A 19,889-nucleotide genomic window follows, 5' to 3' on the forward strand; every position below is an offset into this window, starting at 1 on the left:
GGAAGTATAAATTAACAAAGAACAAATCCATAAAGGAGAAAGGCAATGAAAACTATATTTGGTCTACTATTAATATCTGTTTTTTTATTGGTGGGTACAGTAACTAATGCTAACAACTTTAATATAAAAGTTAACACAAACGTTAATAATAAAAACTTGATTGATGTTTGGAATAATGACTTTTCTCAAAAAGCTTTTTTTAATGAGAAAAATAATACCACCTACTTAACTATTTATAATCAGCAAAATGAACGCGTCGCTGAACACCTTATACCAAGAGCAAAAAAACTGAAGAATATTACTTGGTCTACAAACAACAAATACCTAACCTTTACCGAAAATGATCAAAATTTATGGGTGTATAGCATTGAACACAATGCGAGTAAATTAATTGAAAACAACGTTATTAATACCAAAGAAAATAAATTTAGTGTGCAATGGTCGCCAAATAGTGAATGGATTCAATATTTATCGCATGTAAACTCTCGAAATAAAGCAAAAATCTATTCATTAAAACGCCATCGCTCTTTTATCTTACCTATAAATTCAAGCCAAATATCATCTATAAACTGGCAAGATTATGACAATAAACTCATCATCAATTCCCCGTTTATGGAGCCAGAAAAACCTGAACAGATGATTATTTATGGAATTAAGTTGGTATTACAAGCTGACTCTCAGGTTGCACGCTTACACTAATTTATCAAACCAGTATCTATTTAGATATCATCCATACGATTAGCAGCATGTATAATTTGTTGAGATTTTGCCGATTGGAGTTCAATTAAATTTTCAAGGTGCGTTTTCACTGTTTCACTTGGCATTAGTGCCTTGATAACGTTTAACCACTCGTTTAGCTGAACTCTTATTTGTGTCGTTACATCGAGTACAGTAGTAATGTTAACATCCGAATTTTCTTTAAAACTGATAATGCTTTCTGAGACCTTATGTTCAATATCTTCATCAATCCACGTACTAAGAACACCAATAGCTTCATCACTAATTAACTTTTGAATATCAAGAATATTTTCTGCTTGCTTTTCAATAATGTAATGAAGAAAAATACGTGTTCGTTCATCCTTTGTGTTTTCTAAAAAATGGGTATATAAGCCATTTAATTCTTGGTTTATTTCCACTACGTGCTGATAAATGTCTTTTAATTGATGATATCTCATTATGTTTCCTTAAATTTATAATAAATGGTATCGCTTTTGATAGTCATGGTTGAATTTACAATACCATGTTAACTATTGAAGTAACTATCAATCTCAATATTAAAAAAATATGTCACAACACTTACTTTAAGAGTTAAGCAATTTTTGTAAAATAGGGCTTGTGGTTGTATACAGTGTCGCAACACGTTTTGTAGTATCCATTGACTGCTTAATAGCAAAAGCGGCTAATGCTGATTCATGAAAGCCACTTAAAATTAAATTTCTTTTACCTGGATAATAATTTATATCGCCGACAGCATATATACCCGTAATAGACGTTTGAAACTTTTCCGTATCTACACAAATTTGATGACGGTTCATTTCAAGATTCCAGTCAGCTATGGGACCAATTTTGGGTGATAAACCAAACATAACAAGTAAAGAATCAACATCAACGGTTCTTTTTATACCTGAAGATTGAATTATAAGCTTACTTAGTGAGTCTCCCTCTTTTTTATAATCAACCACTTGTCCACATAAAAATTGCATTTCATAATTTGTGCATAACTGCTCCATTTTATTAATACTCGCTTCTGAGGCTCTAAAATTAGTACTTCGATGAATCATCAAAACACTTTGTGCTATAGGTTGTAATGTCAGTGCCCAATCAAATGCACTATCACCACCACCTAATACCACAACATTTTTATCTTTAAAGGCATTTTTATCTTGTACTCTATAAAAAAGTTGGCGATCTTCAAATGCCTCAATCCCCTTAACTTTTAAACGAACAGGTTCGAACGCACCACTGCCTGCGGCAATAATTACTGCTCTACATTCGATTAAAACATCTCTATCCGTTTTAACAAAAAACAAATCATCTCTTTCTTTATGTATCTCTATGACCTTTTGAGATAACAAATATTCTGGATTAAATGGTGAGGCTTGCTTTTCTAACGCCTCAATTATCGACTGCGCGGAAGCGACAGGAATAGCGGGAATATCATAAATAGGTTTGTCTGGGTAAAGTTGTGAACACTGGCCTCCTATTTCAGGAACGCTATCAACAACAATAGCTTTCAGACCTTGTAAACCTAATTCAAATATTTGAAATATTCCTACAGGGCCGGCACCAATAATAACAACATCTGTCTTTAAGTTTTCCATATTGAGTATTCCTAATATCTACGAATCTTTCAAGTTAAACTAAGCAAGAACAAGGCGGTAAATTTTTCTTTAAGCTATCTCTAAATTATTTAATAAAAGCAGTGTCATTAGTTCCATAAACTATATCATGAAGCCCATTATTGTATAACCCTAGTATCTTCATTGTTTATAGCGAAAAATACTCAGTATTTTGATAAAACGTTTGTAAAACAAAAGTCTTAAGGAAGTGGTTTTTCTTTAAAATATAATAACTTAGTAAAGAGAACTATTGACGTTTCAAAGCATTCGCCCCTAGTTATTTTAATGTTAGGGTTGATAGCTTTAGCTTCACCTAAATTTAAAAACAGTACGTTAATCTGTTTACTCGTTTACATTCATGATTTTACTCATACTATTAGCCTAGAATTTGTAACACCGTCTGCCCTTTTGGTGTAAAAAGCCACACTAATACAGCTAAATTTACAAATACCGTCAGCCAAAAAATTCTTCTAAATTCTTTCTTTTGAGATTTATGCCTTAATACTTGCTGTGCTATAGCGGCGCCTGGCCAACCACCAATCAAGGCAAGCATATGTAAAGAGCTTTCTGGTGTTCGCCAAACCTTGCGCTTTGCTTTTGACTTATCTGATGCATAAACTAAAAAGGTAATAGCACTAGCGCCTATATATAGGAATATAAGCTTCTGAGGAAAGTATTCGAACAGATAAAATATTATAATCGAGGTAATAAAAACAACCGACAAATAAATTGAAAAACGATTCATTTTTTTAGCTGCCTTTATCTTTAATTTTTCACCCGAAAATGTCGCTTGATCTGCACAAATTCGGCCTTGCCTATCTTTTGATAAAGAAAAGGTAATAACATCATTTATTTGAGGTGTTCGATGTCGATTGATTAACGCCTTCTTATGAATAAAAACCTGTTCACCACCATTAGGCGCGATAAAACCAAAAGCCTTGTCTTCATTCCATTTAATTAACTTACCTTTTGAGCGCATGCTCAACTCCTTATTAATCACTACACTATGCGATAATTTACCAGCGTTTGATAATTAATAAAGAGCTTTTCATTTTAAAAAAGGTCTTCGAAAATTGGTTTTTATAAGTTATAGCTTAAAAAGGCGATTAAAGTTGTCGGTTGATAATTTAGCAATAGTTTCAACCGATTGACCACGGATACTTGCTAAGTGTTTAGCGACTTCTACTACATACGCTGGTTGATTCTCTTTACCTCGATGTGGCACAGGGGCAAGGTATGGTGAATCTGTTTCAATCAAAAATCTATCATCAGGCACAAGTTTAGCAACTTCTCTTAGTTCATTCGCATTTTTAAATGTAACAATACCGGAGAATGAAATATAAAAACCTAGTTCAATTGCTTGCTTAGCCATATCCCAAGACTCTGTAAAACAATGTAAAATACCGCCAACCTCTGCTGCATTTTCAGAGCGTAATAAATCTAAGGTATCTTGCTGAGCAGCACGTGTGTGAATAATTAAAGGTTTATTCAGCTCTTTAGCAACAATGATATGTTTTTTAAACGAGTCTAGTTGTACCGCTTTAGTTTCTGGCGCGTAGTGATAGTCTAACCCTGTTTCACCCACCGCAATAACAGCAGGATCGCTGGCTAAGGTGCGTAACTCATCAATATTGACTTCATCTTCTTGATTTAATGGGTGCATACCACACGTAAGCATTACATTATCAAAGCCTTTAGTTTGTTCAGCCATGGCAGGAAAATCTTTCAAAGTAATACTAACACACAAAAGCTTATCTACTTTTACATCTTTTGCTGCCTGTACTACATTCGCTAAACTGTCACCATGAAGCGATAAATTTAAACGGTCTAAATGGCAATGTGAATCTATAAACAATGGAAAACTCCAATAATACTAAATTGATTAGGTTGGTGTAACTTACTAAAAAAAAAGCCCTAAGAATAACTAAAGGGCTTAGTAACAAATTGATAAAATTATGCTATTACATGGTTAATGTTGCTTCTGACGAACTTAACTGTCGTGCAATTGCTTTTTCAATTTGAAAACGTACTTTGTCAGGATCATCCCTAAAACTTACCCCAATTCCTGCAGGTGTTCCGTTTTGTGCTCCTGTTGGTGTTAACCAGCACACTTCACCGGTAATTAATGAAGGCTCTAAAGAGTCAGGTAATAATATATTTAGCTCAACCTCGGCACCTAAATCATAAGGCTCTACAGTACGAACAAACAAACCACCTTCTTTTAAAAAGGGCATATAAGAAATATATAAATCGTGTTCTGATTGAAATTCAATATTAATTGGGATCAAAATCGATATCCTACTCGTTAACTTTCGCTTGCTCAAGCACGTCACTTATCGCCATGATAAGTTTTTCATAAACAAACTGTTTGTTTGCTTGAGTATATGATTTTATTACTTTACACCCATTTATGATGACTTTGTAGAGGTTATTCAAAACTTCAGGGTCTAATGTTAATTTATTCGAAGGCTCGGTCGTAAGAATGAACTGATCACGATATAAATTGACAGTAATTTGCTCTAACCAACGCAAACCATGTTCATTACTTTGTAGCTGTGCAAGTAATTGAGGTTCTACTTGCTGCCCATCAAGAAAATTTACATAACATGTTTTGAACTGTTGAAAAGCATCATTAATAACCGTATTTGTTAACTCAGGTAACTGAGTTAAATTGATAAATGGACTGTTCAGTTCAGTATTAGCGTCAATACTAACTCCTTGCTCTGACATACTTTGCAGTAAAGCTTGCCCCACTTTCGGTCTAATATTAATAACTCTACATCGACTAATAATGGTTGGTAGCAGCATTTCAATGTCATTCGTTAATAAAATAATAACGCTATTATCACTGGGCTCTTCAAGAGTTTTTAACAAGGCATTTGCGGCAGCTTGAGTCATTGTTTGTGCATGTTCAATTAAAACCGTTTTAAATTTCCCCAAATGAGCTGTTTGTTGTAAAAAGCGATTAGCATTACGAACGTCATCTACCCCTAAATTACTTTTTTCTGCAATAAGCGCTAGGTGATCGGGGTATGTTTTGCTTTTTAATAATAAACATGACTTACATTGGCCACAACTAACTAACACCTCGGTTTGATTAACCGTTTGCGGTTGCTTACAGCTTAGTAAGTGCAATAACCACTGCGCAAATTCAAGTTTACCTGATCCGGTAACACCATTAATTAAAATAGCATGAGGCAAAATATTACGACGGAACTGATTGCTAAATATTTGTTGGTGAGAAAGTAGCCATGGTTTCATATTAAAATTGCTTTTCTTGCTGCTGACTAAGCAAAACATCAATGATGTTGATTACATCTGATAATACTTTTTCTTTTGATTGAGCCGCATCAATCACTTCAAATTTTTCTGGTGACTGCTCTGCTTGCTTTAAATAACCATTGCGAGCACGAATTAAAAAGTCAGCCTTTTCATCTTCTAAGCGGTCAAGCCCTTCTCCACGACTCTGCACTCTTTTCAAGCCTTCAGCAGGGTCTAAGTCTAAAATAATATTCATATCAGGGCTAAAACCATTTAATGCTAAATCATTTATTTTGGTAATAGTATCAATATCAATGCCTCTCGCATAATGCTGAAAGCTAAAGGTAGCCGCATCGAATCGATCAGAGATAACAACTTTGCCTGCCGATAACGCCGGTATTATTTTTTCTTGAATATGCTGTGCGCGACCAGCACCAAATAGCATTAATTCGGTCATGAAAGACATTTCAGGTGTTTTAGGATCTAAAATAACGTCTCTAATTTTTTCACCTATCGGTGTTCCTCCCGGCTCTCTGGTAAGTAAAACATCAACACCCTTTGAAATGAGGTATTTTTCAATGCTTTGTATAACGGTAGTTTTACCTGCGCCATTACTACCATCAAAAACAACCATAAAACCTTTTTTCATATAATTTCTCTATGTTTCAACTAAAATATTCAAGGAGTATATTCAAAATGAATAGTTCCTATTGAATACGTATCTTGTTGACTTTAATTGGTTACAGTAACCTTTATTCGCTGTATTTTCTCAAATTCACCGAGTAAATACAAACAACGGGTAGCTATACTAACACTCAACAATTTAATAAATTATGAACTTAGCTACCTAGTGCTCGGTAACATTCCTTTAAGCAGTAAGCCAAAAATATCTGCTCCGGTGATAATGCGTTTACTTTCGCCCCAAATAAGTAAAACATCATAATCTATAACGCCATCAAAGTTTTTATCGGTCGATCTATTAATTTTCATTTGCAGCATTGCTTCATTTAATGGGGTTGTTTCATCGGTGATAACAACAGGACGATGACAATAGTTATAAGGGTCAAAGTTATCTGTTTGATATAATGCAGCCCTTGATAAACCGTCGGCATCTAATATTAATAATGGATAACCTTCTAAATTAGTTAGAATGACCCAACTATGATTTGTTTCGTTAACTTGCATCAGAAAAGGATCATCTGGGCTTTGTTTTATTGGCGGTATCATGGGTAAATCTAACTTAGTTGGTAAAGCGATGATTGACTTAGGATCAATAATTTCACCTTCTTCTGTTACATGTATTTCATCTAAAGCAAAAAAGTTTAATGCACCGATTCCTTCTACTTGATTAAGATCGGCTTCTTCGGCTGTAATATGTTGACGTATGATATTTCTAAGTTCGCTTTCTTCTAAGTAGGTTATACCTTCTTTTCCTAACCAAGCATCAAGAATCAGTGCAGTAGGTTTAGCAACAGGATAAAAAACAAACTGATAAAAACGAATAACTGGCGCTAAAATACTGCCCATTTTTAAAGCATTACGTGAAAAGTATGCTTGTGGAGTAATTTCACCAATAATGGTAATCGCGATAGTTGAAAATAAAAAAGCACTAACGCCGGTTAACACTGAATCTGACAACATAGTTAATAAAACATTAATACCAACATTACCCCATAAAATGGTAGATAAAAGAAAATTGGAATCATCTCTAAGCTTTAAAACTTTTTCAGCAGCTTTGTTACCTTTTTTAACTTCAACTTCTAAATGAAGCCGACTGATAGAGAAAAATGCAAGGTTTAAGCCTGAAAAAACAGCTGAATGTGTGATACAAATTGCGATAGCACACCAAGTAATAATGTCAGTTGACATATCAGATCCCTAAAATTAATTTTAAAGCATGTATTAATGCGAAATATTAACTGAACCTGCTTAGATCACAACTAATCATTTGCTATTTACTGCTTTATATTGCTTATAATGTTGTATATTTACTTCATCATTATGTTATACAGCAATGAATAATACTGACCTATTTATAATAAATGATTTTTACTTGTTTCTTTAATATAAGTTGCGGATACGATGGCGATTCTTTCTCTTGGTATTACCATTTTCATTTAAAATACGATAATGAAGACTATTAAAGATGACTTGGCGTTTTATTTTTTAAATTACGATCTAATGAGTGAGCTATGAAGAACAATAATTGGTGGGGGGAATTTACTTTTGCCCTACAAGAGCAGAAGTGTTGGAGCGTAGGTGAGCGAGCAATTGTCCTTAGGCGTGAAGCCGCTGAATGGAATACCTGGAATATTGAAAGCGAAGAGGAAGATAACGATATTGTCGTGTCTGACGGTGCGTGTGTTAATGTAGACAATTTGACAATCACCGGTCGATTTTTAGAAAAAAACACCTCAGAAAAAATAAAGGTATCTCCTTTATTAGCAGACCGCACCGTTATTGCTCGCCCTTCATCCCCGTTAACACTTCTTGCAGGAGAAAAAATTCAATTATTTATTAGTACGCCTATTTGGTTTTACGCTGAAACATTTCCAAACGGAAAATGTTTGGTAGATTTACCTTTTTGGCGACCATCAGACTCATGGTTTGGCAGCTCTACTATTGATGGACAACTATGCTATGCAAAATATACTTCGGCAAAAACTAAAATTGAAGAGCTAGAGCTCCATCCACATAAAGCGACAACGCCCATTATGGTTATTAATAGCCACAATAAAGAATTAACAATTAATAGAATTAATGTGCCGGTAAATCATTTGAATTTGTACCATGATGATAAAAACCGACTGTGGACATCTCGAATCACCATTGAAATAGCAGACGACTCAGCGGATATTGAATTAATTATTGATAAAAATGTTTCTGCTGAATTCGAACCTCTTACGTTTATCAGTAGTCCACGAATATCTTCAGAGCATGGAAGATTAATCCGCAGAATTAGTAACTTATTTGGGTAAACAGTTTATGGAAGTCATTAGCGAATTTTTTAATATGTTTGAATCATCTCATTGGTACGCCTTAATACAGGCATTAATTTTATTTGTTGTCGGTTACTTTGTTGCTAAAGCATTAAGTAGTGCAGCTGAAAAACTTGCCGCAAAAAAAATGACAACACATGGTCTTTTTTTATTAAAAAGAACCATTTTTTATACTGTATTAATATTGTTCCTATTGTCTGCTTTAAAACATATTGGTATCGATCTAACAATCTTACTTGGCGCAGCAGGAATTTTCACTGTTGCTGTTGGTTTTGCCTCACAAACATCTGCTTCAAATTTGATAAGTGGCTTGTTTTTAATGATAGAAAGACCTTTCTCTATTGGTGACGTTATTAAGGTCGATGGTTATACCGGTGAAGTTATTTCTATTGATTTATTATCAGTAAAATTAAGAACATTTGATAACTTGTTTGTTCGAATACCTAATGAGAGTATGATTAAAAGTGCCGTCACAACCTTGACTAAGTTTCCTATAAGAAGAGCTGACTTAAAATTAGGAATTGCCTATAAAGAAGACATTGAAAGAGTTAGACGTGTTTTATTAAACATTGCTGAAAAAAATGTTATTTGTTTAGAAGAGCCTGCACCTTTATTTATTTTAACTGGTTTTGGAGAATCATCTGTTGATATTCAATTTTCAGTTTGGTCAAAAAGAGAAAACTACCTCACACTTAAAAATGAAATGTATCAAAATATTAAAAAAACGTTTGATGAACAAGGTATTGAAATACCCTTTCCTCACGTTAGCTTATACGCTGGTATGCAAAGCAAACCTTTCGATATTGTTTTAGCACCCCCAAAAAAAGGCGCTGAAGATAGCGTAAACAAAGAATAATCGTTAATTAACCATTTGAATAACGGCTAAAATAAGTATTTAAACCGTTCGATTATTCGCTAACTAGTTTCATAAAGCACTTGATGAACTTGTCATACAAGAAAAGATATAAACATTTTTTGTAATGAAAGTTAGCATGGTGATATTGCATTTACTGTTATGCTATGTGCTTCTTTAATAATTAAAATGTTTATTGAATCGTTAAAATGCAATACATAGTTCAAAGCGCAATACAAAGCGTAGCTCCAAAAGTACGACAAAAAACATTGCAAAAAATTAGCAAGCTTAATCTAGTGAAAAAAACTACGTCTTTGTTTTTTGCACTATGCTTAATTTCGCCCTACGCCTTATCAAATACGCTTTTAGTTGAACTCCCAGATAAACTACCTCGTGAAGTTGTGCAAAATATCCATGCCTATTTAGGCAAATTACCCAAAGAGAGTAATGAGCGAGCTGCATTTATATTTACTGCGAAAAAAAAGGTTACCAATGCACTCAATGCTTTAGGGTATTACCGTGCAGTAGTAACCAATGTAATTAATAAAGCTACCGACAAAGATGTTTGGACACTAACTTTTAATATCGTGTTAAATGAACCAACACGAATAAAAAAATTACAGCTTAATATTGTTGGTGATGCAAATAAAGATTCCGCTTTTTCAGCAATAGTTAACAATATTCCGATACTAACCGGGGATGTGCTGCATCATGGAAAATACGAAAAATTTAAAGAAGACTTAACCTCGCTTGGATTAGAGCGTGGCTATTTCGATATTAAATTTACTAAGTCGACTATCGCAATACATCAAGATTTACAAACAGCGGATATTATTCTTAATTTAGATAGTGGTGTCCGTTATCAGTTTGGTGAAGTAAAGTTTACCCCATTCGAGCTAAACTCTGATGTTTTAGCGCCATTAATTCCTTTTAAGAAAGAAGATTATTACCAACAAGATTTATTGCAAAATTTACAAAATGAACTCGATGAAACTCAATATTTTAGTAATGTAATTGTTTGGCCTAATACCGAAAAAATTATTGATCATACTTTACCTATTGATATTTCATTAGAGCCAGCAACACGACATCAATTCGATTTAGGCCTAGGTTATTCAACAGATACCAAAGAAAACTTTTCTTTGGTATGGAAAACTCCCTTGGTTAACCGTTATGGACATCGACAAGAAACGAAGTTGTCTTATTCAAAAATAAATCCGACAGGATATTTTATTTACGGTATTCCTTTATCGCACCCTAATAATGATGTTTTACAATTAAAAGCCTTACTAGAAGAAAATGATTTCGCAGACTTAACAAGTAAATTCCTTTCTTTCCAAGTGGGTCGTGTTTACCTAAAAGATAGCATGTTGCGCCAGCCTTACCTTAGACACCTTTCTGAAGACTGGAGTACCGATGGTATAGATGATGATGCTAAATATTATATTCCTGGTTTTACTTGGTCTGATAAAGAATGGCAAGGCTCAGTTTTAGATCCAAGTACTGGTTTCCGCCAATATTATAATATAGAGGGAAGCTATGATAAGTTGGACTCTAAAACTTCATTTTTGCGCTTTAATGCACGTTGGAAATATATTTCATCGATAGCACCAAAACATCGTATTGTGACCCGAGCTGAAATTGGCTATGCCATTGTTAAAGATGATATAGAAGCAGAGCTTTCACCGTCACTGCGTTTTTATGCTGGTGGCGATCAAAGTATTAGAGGTTTCGGTTATCAATCGGTTGGCCCTAAAATAACGCTTACCCAAGGAGATAACACTGAAGAAGAGATCGTTGTTGGCGGAACGAATATGGTTGTTGCTAGTGTAGAGTATCAATACTACTTTACCCCCGAATGGCGAGGTGCACTGTTCACCGATGGCGGTAGTGTGAATAATAAAGACAAATTAGACTTTGTTTATTCTATTGGAACGGGCATTCATTATATTTCTCCTATTGGCCCCATCCGATTTGCCCTAGGTTATCCATTAAGTGAAGATGAGTCGTCATGGCGCATTCACTTTAGCATTGGCGCAGAACTATGATTTATAAACGTGTTAGCTTCTACTTGACTACAATATTTACGGGAATACTCTGTTTATTCGCCATATTACTTTCAACACCTTGGGGAACTCAACTAACCCTTTATTTTGTTGGCGATATTTCTCCTATACAAGTTAAATATCGCAGCGGTGCATTTTTAAAAGATTTACAGTTAAGCCACTTAGCCATTAACAATGAGCAAATGGAGGTTAATGCAACAGACATACGTTTAACATTAAATTTACGCTGTCTTTGGAAAAAACAAGTATGCATTGATGAACTGAGTCTTGCGTCTGTGCAAGTACTTTTAAATGAAAATAGCGCCACGTCGTCAGATCAACTTATGGCAGAAATTATTATTCCGCCTATTTTCACCTTACCTTTTTCCGTTAAAGTGAAACAGTTCTATTTAGCAAGTGCTCAAATAAAAAATCCAAACCTACAGGTAAAGTTAACTGATTTCTCGAGTATTTTAGAAATCAATGACGCGGCGCTAACAATAGAAAAATTCAGTCTGGCTGCTGCACATATAACCTTAGTTAGATCAGATACTGTTCCAGCTAATACCACTAAAACAGCTTGGCCTTTGGCTTCGTTACCAAAGGTATATTTACCTTTCAAATTTAATGTAAAGTCATTTACCGTTAAAGAGCTTATTGTTAATGAGTTAATAACTACTGGTGATGAGGAAACGTTAGTACATATAGAAGATGCAGTAGCACGCTTATCTTGGTTTAAAACAAAACTCACTATTGACACACTGTCATCAAACATTCAAAAAATGGGATCTTTTTCTTTAAAAGGTAAGCTTGATTTTGTTCCACCTTATAATGTTGATATAACAGTGTTAGACACAATTAAGGACAACGAAATAGTACCTGAGTTAAATGATTCTAGACAACAAACGTTACTCCAAGGAAACCTATCTCATTTAGCTATAACAGTAAGTAGCGAAGGAACATTAGCATTAACCGCTGATGCAAAAATAGATCTAACCGATGCTAACTTACCTTATGAATTAACCACCCAGGTAACGCAATATACGTTACCTAGTGATATTACCCAAGTCATTACCCCTGCAATGTTTGTATTGCAAAGCCAAGGTGATCTTAATCAACAGACAATCGAATTTAACAGTGAATTCAGTGGGTTTGGTTATCAAAATGTCGCCGTTGAATTAAGTGCAAACTTGCAGAAAGATCTGCTTAAGATAAATACTTTTTATCTAAAAGATTTCAACGCAGATAATGAACTAAATTTAGTAGGCGAATTACAGTTAGGAGACAAATTATCTTGGGATATCAACCTTGATACCTCAGGCTTTACTTTGCCCAATATCGACAAACGTTTATCCGGACGTGTACAGGGTAATATTGCCAGTAAAGGTTTTTGGCATGGTGATGAATGGGCATTAAGTTTAGTAAATTCCAAGCTTACAGGACAAATTAATAATATAAAGCTTTTGGCTGAAGCTAACATTGAACTTAACCATCAAGGTAAATTAGCACCAAGTAAGGTGTTTATTGATTATGGTGATATAGCACTTAACCTTAACGGCTATAGCGATGAAAATTGGCACGTTAATGGACGAGTAAATGTTGACAATGCCAACTTATGGTTAAAAGATATTGAAAGTAGCTTACGTTCAACAATTGATATTTCGGGACCTATTCAAGATCCTGAAATAACTTTACAAGGTGAGATTGAAAAACTCGTTATGGCAAACTTTTCAAGTGATGCCATTCATTTTAATGCCGCCTATCGCCCTTTGAATAATCATGAACATAAAGTGGCGTTTACCAGTATGCTAATGAACCTAAATCAACACACAATTAAAGAGGTGAGCTTTTCAAGTAATGGTGACTTAGCACAACAACAAATTAATTTAGCCTGGCTTGGCGATTCATCACTTAATTTATCACTCGACAGTCAATATTCCCCTACAGATGAGCAATTAACGATACAAGCAGCTAATACTACTTTTTCTTTAGGTGAACAAGTGTTCAAATCAAGTCAGCCTATTCATCTGCTTTATAATAATAAACTAAATACACTAGCCATTAATCAGCATTGTTGGTTAGGAAGTTTATCGCAATTATGTTTAAACGATAATACTGTTTTAAATTTGACTAAGGGAGATTTGACGGTAGCACTTCAGTTAGATACCGCACTGTTAAAACCTTTTATACCTGAAGAATTTCGCTTTGATAATACCATAAATGGCAATATTTCTATTGGCTGGCAACCAGATGCTACCCCATCTATTGATGCACAATTACTGATCAACGCCGGATTACTACAAATAAATAAAGAAAATGAATTACATAAGTTGCTCGAATGGGAACAAGGCCAATTAAATTTACAAATGAACGACAACAGTATAAAAGGAAACATGACCTTGTCGACCGCTGTTGATAATACTGAATTATTAAATGCAAGTACGTCCATTTCGTTAACTGATAACAGTATTAAAGATAGCCATATTACCATTAATAATTTTAACCTTTCGCCAATACAAGTTTTTGTTCCCGAGCTCTCTTCATTAGACGGAATATTAAATACCAATATCACGGTTAATGGGATGTTAGATAAACCCATTATAAATGGCGAAATGAAATTAACCGATGGAAAAATAAAAGTTGCAAGCAATATGAATACGCTAGAAAACATTAATATGGCTTTTGACTTCAAAGGACAACAAGCCATTGTTTCAGGTGGTGTTGATGTTAATAAAGTAACTGCAAACCTTACCGGTGATGCTGATTGGCAAAATGAATTACAAGGTAACTTTAATCTTGCTGGCGAAGCCATAAGTTTTTCTGTTCCCCCAGATCTAGCATTAACCATTTCCCCTCACCTTAATGCACAAATAAATGCCTCAGAGCTTAAGTTATCGGGTCGCATAGAAGTGCTTAAAGGAAAGTTAGCCATCAACAAGTTGCCTCAAGGCAGCGTTAGCTTAAGCAAAGATGTCATCATTGTTAATGATGATGGTGAGCAAGTCACCCTTGAGAAACCTTTTAATATTTTAACAAACGTTCGTGTTGCTATCGCTGACGCTTTCCAAATTGAAGGGCAAGGGTTTGTTGGACGCCTCGGTGGTGAATTACAAGTAAGTCAGCAACCGCAACAACCTTTACAGTTATTTGGTAGTTTAAAAATTCCAGAAGGTCGTTATCGAGCTTATGGACAAGACTTATCAATCACAAAAGGGAATATATCTTTTAATGGCCCAGCCAACACTCCCTATGTTTCAATGCAAGCGACACGTAGTATTGAAAAAGAAGACATCATTGTTGGCATTGATGCTAAAGGTTTAGCGAATAGTTTACATATTACACTGTTTTCAAAACCTACTATGCAGCAATCAGAAGCCTTATCATATTTAGTTAGAGGCCGAGGCTTAGATGCTAAAACGAATAATAGTAATGCTGCAATAGGTGTGGCCTTAGGAACGGCAATAACAAACTTTTCGGGAGTACTAACTCAAATAGAAAAGCTCCCCTTGCTCAATAAACTTGAAATTGACGGAGACGATGAACAAGCTTCTATTGCCGGATATTTAGGTGATCAAGTTTATGTGAAATACGGCGTAGGCGTAACTGAACCAATTAAAGAGCTGACGGTTAGGTTTTATATCTATAGTCGTTTATGGGTTGAAGCTGTTTCTGGTTTAGAAAACTCGGCGAATATTTACTATTCATTTGATATAAAGTAAATCGGATGTCGTTAACTGACGGGAGTACCCCACAAAAAATGACATTAATAAGCATATTCTTGCCAATTGACGTCTGTTAAATGCATTTTTGATGAACGGACAGGTAATTATCCTTCGAGTAAACTATGCCATAAGCAACGTAATAAGCAATATAGTAAAGAAAAGCTGTTACAGGCTCAAAATTACGCTTATTTTTTTGCGCTTACTGTTTTGCTTTTAGCTGTTTCAAATAATCTCTAACGGCACTGTTATGCTCCGCTAGCGTTCGGCTAAAAACATGTTTTCCATTCCCTTCGCTAACAAAGTAGTAATAATCACTCTCTTGGGGATTAAGTGCTGCTTTAATAGCTGATAACCCCGGCATTGCTATAGGACTTGGTGGTAAACCATTTATACGATAAGTGTTATAAGCTGTTTTCTCTCTTAAATGCGCCTTAGTAATGTCTCCCTTATAACGTTCACCTAAGCCATAAATAACCGTAGGATCGGTTTGTAATCGCATTTTTTTCGCTAACCGATTCATAAAGACCGAGGCGATCAAAGGCTGTTCGGGTATATGACTGGTCTCTTTTTCAATAATTGATGCCATAATTAAGGCTTCATATGGCGATTCATAAGGTAAACCGACTGCACGCGCTTGCCAAAGCTTGCTTAAGGTGTTTTGCATCGACGCATGAGCACGTTTTAAAATCTGAAGATCTTCTGTACCTTTAGTAAAAGCATAAGTTTCAGGGAGAAACCACCCTTCAGGATTAGCTTGTTCTATATTTAATCGTTGCGATATTTGTTCAATACTTAATGACTCTACAGTATGCATTAACTCTGAATGATTACCTAATTGAGTCAATAGCTCTTTAAACGTTGTGCCTTCAACAATAGTGAATTTAAATTGATGCTCGTTTGCACTAGTGATTAATGTCAGAATATTTTGCAAACTTGAGTTAGGCAAAATTTGATAAGTGCCAACTTTTATAATGGTTTTGTGAGGTTGTAAACGTGCGTAGACTCTAAGCCAAAAACGATTATCTATCCAACCTTTGCTCTCTAATGCCTTTGAAAATGAAGCAACAGAACTACCTTGTTCAATAGTAATTAATTGATGCTGTGTAATTGGTAAAGGCTTATTCATTTCTTTTTCTAATAAAAGAAAAAAGCCAAGAATAAATATAATCGCGCTACCAATACAAACATAAAGTATTTTTTTCATTAAAAACCTATTAATAATTTATTGCTCACGGTTAATACCATTACGGATAGTTAGTGCTATTGCTAAGGGTAAGTCTAATGATAATACCTGCCCGTTATAATTATTCACAGGCATGACGCCCATAACACAATTACACACAAATATTGCCTGTGCTTGAGCAACCTCCTCTAGAGAAATAGCTTTAATAATGGTTTCAGGGTAATGGCGCAATATAGTTTGACGCATAATACCATTTACACCACTTTGACTAACGTCTGGCGTATATAATGTGTCATTTAAGAAAATAAATAGATTAGCACTAGTTGCTTCTATCACGTCATTATTTATATTTGTCACCACCAAGTCATCCACATTACTCAAAGATAACTCTTGCCTTAATAAAACTTGTTCGAGACGGTTTAAATGCTTCAAACCACCTAACATAGGATTAATACCTATTTGTTGCTTACTGAGCCCTAAATTAATGCCGCTATGAATCAAATTATCATAATGTATCGGATAATCATGGATCATAATGATCAGATCATGATGATTGTTTGATGAGCGCGCATAACCTCGCCCACCACTACTTGCTGCAATAATAACTTTGAGCACAGCTAATGGATAGTTTTTTGCTATAGCAGCTAATTGTTGTGTTAATTCGTCTGATGAAGGAGATGAGAACCCCAGTTTTTCACAACCAGAAGTTAAACGTTCTACATGCTGTGTTAAGTATTCTACTTTACCATGAATGACTTTTGCCGTAGTAAACAGGCCATCCCCATAAGCAAGACCACGACTTTCAATATCAATATAATTTTGTTGTATTCCATTAACTAAACATAATTTCATTGTCGGTTCACTATATAGATAAAACAGGTTAAAACTAAATTAAAAAAGCCTGAGAACTTACACATATATGCTAAGTATTCAGGCTTAATAAATTGATTTCAAGCTTTAGTTACAAGTCACTTCAATTATTATATTTTTTTAAATATTAATGACCCGTTTGTACCACCAAAACCAAATGAATTACACAAAACATAATCTAAATTAATATCACGAGCTGAGTCGCGAATATAATCTAAATCACAACCTTCACCTGGATTATCTAAATTAATTGTTGGAGGAACACAAGAGCTCGCTAATGCTTGAATACTAAAGATACTTTCAACAGCACCAGCAGCACCTAATAAATGCCCAGTCATCGATTTAGTTGATCCCATTAATACATTATATGCATCGGCACCAAAAATTGATTTTACGGCATTAGTTTCAGCGATATCACCTGCAGGCGTTGAAGTACCATGCGCATTAATATAACCAATTTGATTAGCATTTATTTTAGCGTCATTTAAGGCATTTTCCATCGCACGTGCTGCACCAGCACCATCTGCTGGAGGTGATGTCATATGATAAGCATCACCACTCATACCAAAACCAACTAACTCAGCATAAATTTTTGCGCCACGTGCTTTGGCATGTTCATATTCTTCAACAACAACAACACCGGCACCATCACCTAAAACAAAACCATCACGATCTTTATCCCAAGGACGTGAAGCCGATTGAGGGTCATCATTACGTCTAGATAAAGCACGTGCTGCACCAAAACCGCCCATTCCTAATGTGGTAGATGCTTTTTCAGCACCACCAGCCACCATAACATCAGCATCACCGTATGCAATCATGCGAGCTGCATGACCAATATTGTGCACGCCACTAGTACAGGCTGTAGTAATAGAAATATTAGGTCCTTGCAAACCAAACATGATAGATAAATTACCTGAAATCATGTTAATGATTGTAGAAGGCACAAAAAACGGCGAAAGTCTTTTCGGACTACCTGTTTTTACCATTTTTTCATGATTTTGTTCTATTAGGCCTAACCCGCCAATACCAGAGCCAATAGCCACACCGATACGAGGTGAGTTTTGTTCATTAACTTCAATGCCAGAATCTTGGATTGCTTGAACGCCTGCGGCAACACCATATTGAATAAAAAGATCCATTTTTTTGGCTTCTTTTTTTTCCATATAGTTTTGCGCATCAAAATCGTTAACTAAACCTGCAAACTTAGTTGAATACTCAGTTGTATCGAAATGATCAATATTACGAATACCACTTTTACCAAGTAATAAGTTTTCCCAGGTTTGTTCAGGGGTATTGCCTAGTGGGCTAAGCATACCAAGACCGGTAACAACAACACGTCTCATTGTGTTCTACCTCTTAATTATGAAATAGGAGATACAAAAAAAGCGGTCACTTAAATGATAAGTATACCGCCTTTTTTTCAATTACATTTTTACAATTAACTAGTAATAACTAGTTAGCAATTACTGATTAGCGTTAACGTAATCGATTGCCGCTTGAACAGTAGTGATTTTTTCAGCTTCTTCGTCAGGAATTTCAGTATCAAATTCTTCTTCCAACGCCATAACTAATTCTACTGTGTCTAATGAATCAGCACCTAAATCATCAACGAAAGATGAATCAGTTTTAACTTCTGCTTCACTAACACCTAGTTGTTCAATAGTGATTTTTTTAACGCGTTCTTCGATAGTACTCATTTTTTTTCCTTTACTTACTGAAAGTGTAATTTATCAAATTGCGTGTAGTGTATTCGCCAAAGCCCTGCCATGCAAGCCTATAGCTTTATTTTTTTAGGTGGTCGAACCTGTTTACTACACTAAAATAGTGATACGAAACAATGTAGCCCTTTATATTTAAGGGTTACACCATATACATACCACCGTTAACATGAATCGTTTCGCCAGTGATATATGCGGCTGTATCTGACGCTAAAAAGGCGACAGTGCTCGCAATTTCTTCAGGTTTACCTAAACGATTAGCTGGAACTTGTGAGAAAATCCCCTCTTTTTGTTCATCAGTTAACGTTTGTGTCATATCTGTATCGATAAAACCTGGCGCAATAGTATTAACTGTTATGCCACGAGAAGCAACCTCACGTGCCAAAGACTTAGTAAAACCTAATAAACCCGCTTTAGCTGTTGCGTAGTTTACTTGCCCTGCATTACCCATTGAGCCCACTACAGAGCCAATATTAATGATTCGGCCATTACGTTTTTTCATCATAGGACGAATCGCGGCTTTACTTACCTTAAACACAGAAGTTAAGTTAGTATCAATTATATCTTGCCATTCATCATCTTTCATACGCATAAATAGATTATCGCGCGTGATACCGGCATTATTAACTAAAATATCAATACTACCATGTGCGTCTTTAATCGCTGAAAATAGTTCGGTAATAGAATCATCACTCGTCACATTTAATACGAGGCCATTGCCCTCACCTAAATATTCTGAAATTCTTTCTGCGCCATGTTCTGACGTCGCTGTTCCTACAACCGTAGCCCCTAACGCTTGTAATTGTGTCGCTATTGCTTTGCCAATACCACGACTAGCACCTGTAACAAGGGCTATTTTACCTGTTAATGAAAACATAATATTTCCTATTTGTTTT

General features: G+C 35.1%; 18 protein-coding genes. 5 read left to right on the forward strand and 13 right to left on the reverse strand.

All coding sequences use genetic code 11. From position 1 onward, the window contains the following. The first annotated feature begins 45 nt into the window (after positions 1 to 45). Complete coding sequence (locus Q4496_RS00090; protein WP_215972490.1) at positions 46 to 699, forward strand: hypothetical protein; 654 nt, start codon at positions 46 to 48, stop codon at positions 697 to 699. Positions 700 to 719: 20 nt separating this feature from the next. On the opposite strand, the gene Q4496_RS00095 is transcribed toward Q4496_RS00090, so the two are convergent. The 8 genes from Q4496_RS00095 to Q4496_RS00130 all read right to left on the reverse strand — a co-directional run bounded on the left by Q4496_RS00095 (position 720) and on the right by Q4496_RS00130 (position 7,469). Continuing rightward, positions 720 to 1,175 carry a hypothetical protein gene (locus Q4496_RS00095; protein ID WP_303609719.1) on the reverse strand — a complete coding sequence of 152 codons (456 nt, stop codon included), beginning with the start codon at positions 1,173 to 1,175 and terminating at the stop codon, positions 720 to 722. A 126-nt stretch (positions 1,176 to 1,301) separates the two neighbouring features. Continuing rightward, positions 1,302 to 2,321, reverse strand: coding sequence for an NAD(P)/FAD-dependent oxidoreductase (locus Q4496_RS00100; protein ID WP_303609720.1), 1,020 nt, complete (start codon positions 2,319 to 2,321; stop codon positions 1,302 to 1,304). Positions 2,322 to 2,715: 394 nt separating this feature from the next. Beyond that, positions 2,716 to 3,318, reverse strand: a complete 603-nt coding sequence (locus Q4496_RS00105; RefSeq protein ID WP_303609721.1) for a DUF1294 domain-containing protein — start codon at positions 3,316 to 3,318, stop codon at positions 2,716 to 2,718. 108 nt (positions 3,319 to 3,426) lie between these two features. Next, positions 3,427 to 4,194, reverse strand: a complete 768-nt coding sequence (locus tag Q4496_RS00110; RefSeq protein ID WP_303609722.1) for a TatD family hydrolase — start codon at positions 4,192 to 4,194, stop codon at positions 3,427 to 3,429. Between the two features lie 106 nt (positions 4,195 to 4,300). After that, a complete protein-coding gene (locus tag Q4496_RS00115; RefSeq protein WP_215972486.1) occupies positions 4,301 to 4,627 on the reverse strand; it encodes a PilZ domain-containing protein in 327 nt (108 codons plus the stop codon). A 10-nt stretch (positions 4,628 to 4,637) separates the two neighbouring features. Next, positions 4,638 to 5,600: a DNA polymerase III subunit gene (locus Q4496_RS00120; protein WP_215972485.1), complete on the reverse strand. Its 963-nt coding sequence runs from the start codon at positions 5,598 to 5,600 to the stop codon at positions 4,638 to 4,640. 1 nt (position 5,601) lies between these two features. Continuing rightward, complete coding sequence (gene tmk, locus Q4496_RS00125; RefSeq protein WP_303609723.1) at positions 5,602 to 6,249, reverse strand: dTMP kinase; 648 nt, start codon at positions 6,247 to 6,249, stop codon at positions 5,602 to 5,604. A gap of 194 nt (positions 6,250 to 6,443) precedes the next feature. After that, positions 6,444 to 7,469 (reverse strand): DUF21 domain-containing protein, encoded by a 1,026-nt coding sequence (locus tag Q4496_RS00130; protein ID WP_215972483.1) that lies wholly within the window; start codon positions 7,467 to 7,469, stop codon positions 6,444 to 6,446. Between the two features lie 323 nt (positions 7,470 to 7,792). Here Q4496_RS00130 and Q4496_RS00135 point away from each other — a divergent pair, with 323 nt between their 5' ends. From Q4496_RS00135 to Q4496_RS00150, 4 genes are all read left to right on the forward strand, one after another. Further along, complete coding sequence (locus Q4496_RS00135; protein WP_215972482.1) at positions 7,793 to 8,578, forward strand: hypothetical protein; 786 nt, start codon at positions 7,793 to 7,795, stop codon at positions 8,576 to 8,578. Positions 8,579 to 8,585: 7 nt separating this feature from the next. Then, positions 8,586 to 9,455: a mechanosensitive ion channel family protein gene (locus Q4496_RS00140; protein ID WP_215972481.1), complete on the forward strand. Its 870-nt coding sequence runs from the start codon at positions 8,586 to 8,588 to the stop codon at positions 9,453 to 9,455. 293 nt (positions 9,456 to 9,748) lie between these two features. Then, positions 9,749 to 11,500, forward strand: a complete 1,752-nt coding sequence (locus tag Q4496_RS00145) for an autotransporter assembly complex family protein (RefSeq protein WP_303609724.1) — start codon at positions 9,749 to 9,751, stop codon at positions 11,498 to 11,500. Continuing rightward, entirely contained in the window at positions 11,497 to 15,216 is a 3,720-nt protein-coding gene (locus tag Q4496_RS00150) for a translocation/assembly module TamB domain-containing protein (RefSeq protein WP_303609725.1), read from the forward strand. Before Q4496_RS00145 ends, Q4496_RS00150 begins: the two co-directional genes overlap by 4 nt. Positions 15,217 to 15,418: 202 nt before the next feature. Here Q4496_RS00150 and mltG read toward each other — a convergent pair whose 3' ends face one another. The 5 genes from mltG to fabG all read right to left on the reverse strand — a co-directional run bounded on the left by mltG (position 15,419) and on the right by fabG (position 19,870). Continuing rightward, entirely contained in the window at positions 15,419 to 16,423 is a 1,005-nt protein-coding gene (mltG, locus tag Q4496_RS00155) for an endolytic transglycosylase MltG (protein WP_303609726.1), read from the reverse strand. A gap of 18 nt (positions 16,424 to 16,441) precedes the next feature. Next, positions 16,442 to 17,254, reverse strand: a complete 813-nt coding sequence (gene pabC, locus Q4496_RS00160) for an aminodeoxychorismate lyase (RefSeq protein WP_303609727.1) — start codon at positions 17,252 to 17,254, stop codon at positions 16,442 to 16,444. 128 nt (positions 17,255 to 17,382) lie between these two features. Continuing rightward, complete coding sequence (fabF, locus tag Q4496_RS00165) at positions 17,383 to 18,618, reverse strand: beta-ketoacyl-ACP synthase II (protein WP_303609728.1); 1,236 nt, start codon at positions 18,616 to 18,618, stop codon at positions 17,383 to 17,385. A gap of 120 nt (positions 18,619 to 18,738) precedes the next feature. Then, positions 18,739 to 18,972, reverse strand: a complete 234-nt coding sequence (gene acpP, locus Q4496_RS00170; RefSeq protein WP_159820781.1) for an acyl carrier protein — start codon at positions 18,970 to 18,972, stop codon at positions 18,739 to 18,741. Positions 18,973 to 19,135: 163 nt separating this feature from the next. Continuing rightward, a complete protein-coding gene (gene fabG / locus Q4496_RS00175; RefSeq protein ID WP_215972475.1) occupies positions 19,136 to 19,870 on the reverse strand; it encodes a 3-oxoacyl-ACP reductase FabG in 735 nt (244 codons plus the stop codon). Positions 19,871 to 19,889: the final 19 nt, after the last annotated feature.

Source organism: Colwellia sp. 5_MG-2023, assembly GCF_030547795.1.
Taxonomy (GTDB): Bacteria; Pseudomonadota; Gammaproteobacteria; order Enterobacterales; family Alteromonadaceae; genus Colwellia.

Bases quoted from the DNA above. Each gene is read 5' to 3' on its own strand.
- Q4496_RS00120 (WP_215972485.1), bottom strand. From the start codon at position 5,600: ATGAAACCATGGCTACTTTCTCACCAACAAATATTTAGCAATCAGTTC.
- Q4496_RS00150 (WP_303609725.1), top strand. From the start codon at position 11,497: ATGATTTATAAACGTGTTAGCTTCTACTTGACTACAATATTTACGGGA.
- fabF (WP_303609728.1), bottom strand. From the start codon at position 18,618: ATGAGACGTGTTGTTGTTACCGGTCTTGGTATGCTTAGCCCACTAGGC.
- Q4496_RS00090 (WP_215972490.1), top strand. From the start codon at position 46: ATGAAAACTATATTTGGTCTACTATTAATATCTGTTTTTTTATTGGTG.
- Q4496_RS00095 (WP_303609719.1), bottom strand. From the start codon at position 1,175: ATGAGATATCATCAATTAAAAGACATTTATCAGCACGTAGTGGAAATA.
- fabG (WP_215972475.1), bottom strand. From the start codon at position 19,870: ATGTTTTCATTAACAGGTAAAATAGCCCTTGTTACAGGTGCTAGTCGT.
- pabC (WP_303609727.1), bottom strand. From the start codon at position 17,254: ATGAAATTATGTTTAGTTAATGGAATACAACAAAATTATATTGATATT.
- acpP (WP_159820781.1), bottom strand. From the start codon at position 18,972: ATGAGTACTATCGAAGAACGCGTTAAAAAAATCACTATTGAACAACTA.
- Q4496_RS00130 (WP_215972483.1), bottom strand. From the start codon at position 7,469: ATGTCAACTGACATTATTACTTGGTGTGCTATCGCAATTTGTATCACA.
- Q4496_RS00140 (WP_215972481.1), top strand. From the start codon at position 8,586: ATGGAAGTCATTAGCGAATTTTTTAATATGTTTGAATCATCTCATTGG.
- tmk (WP_303609723.1), bottom strand. From the start codon at position 6,249: ATGAAAAAAGGTTTTATGGTTGTTTTTGATGGTAGTAATGGCGCAGGT.
- Q4496_RS00100 (WP_303609720.1), bottom strand. From the start codon at position 2,321: ATGGAAAACTTAAAGACAGATGTTGTTATTATTGGTGCCGGCCCTGTA.
- Q4496_RS00105 (WP_303609721.1), bottom strand. From the start codon at position 3,318: ATGCGCTCAAAAGGTAAGTTAATTAAATGGAATGAAGACAAGGCTTTT.
- mltG (WP_303609726.1), bottom strand. From the start codon at position 16,423: ATGAAAAAAATACTTTATGTTTGTATTGGTAGCGCGATTATATTTATT.
- Q4496_RS00135 (WP_215972482.1), top strand. From the start codon at position 7,793: ATGAAGAACAATAATTGGTGGGGGGAATTTACTTTTGCCCTACAAGAG.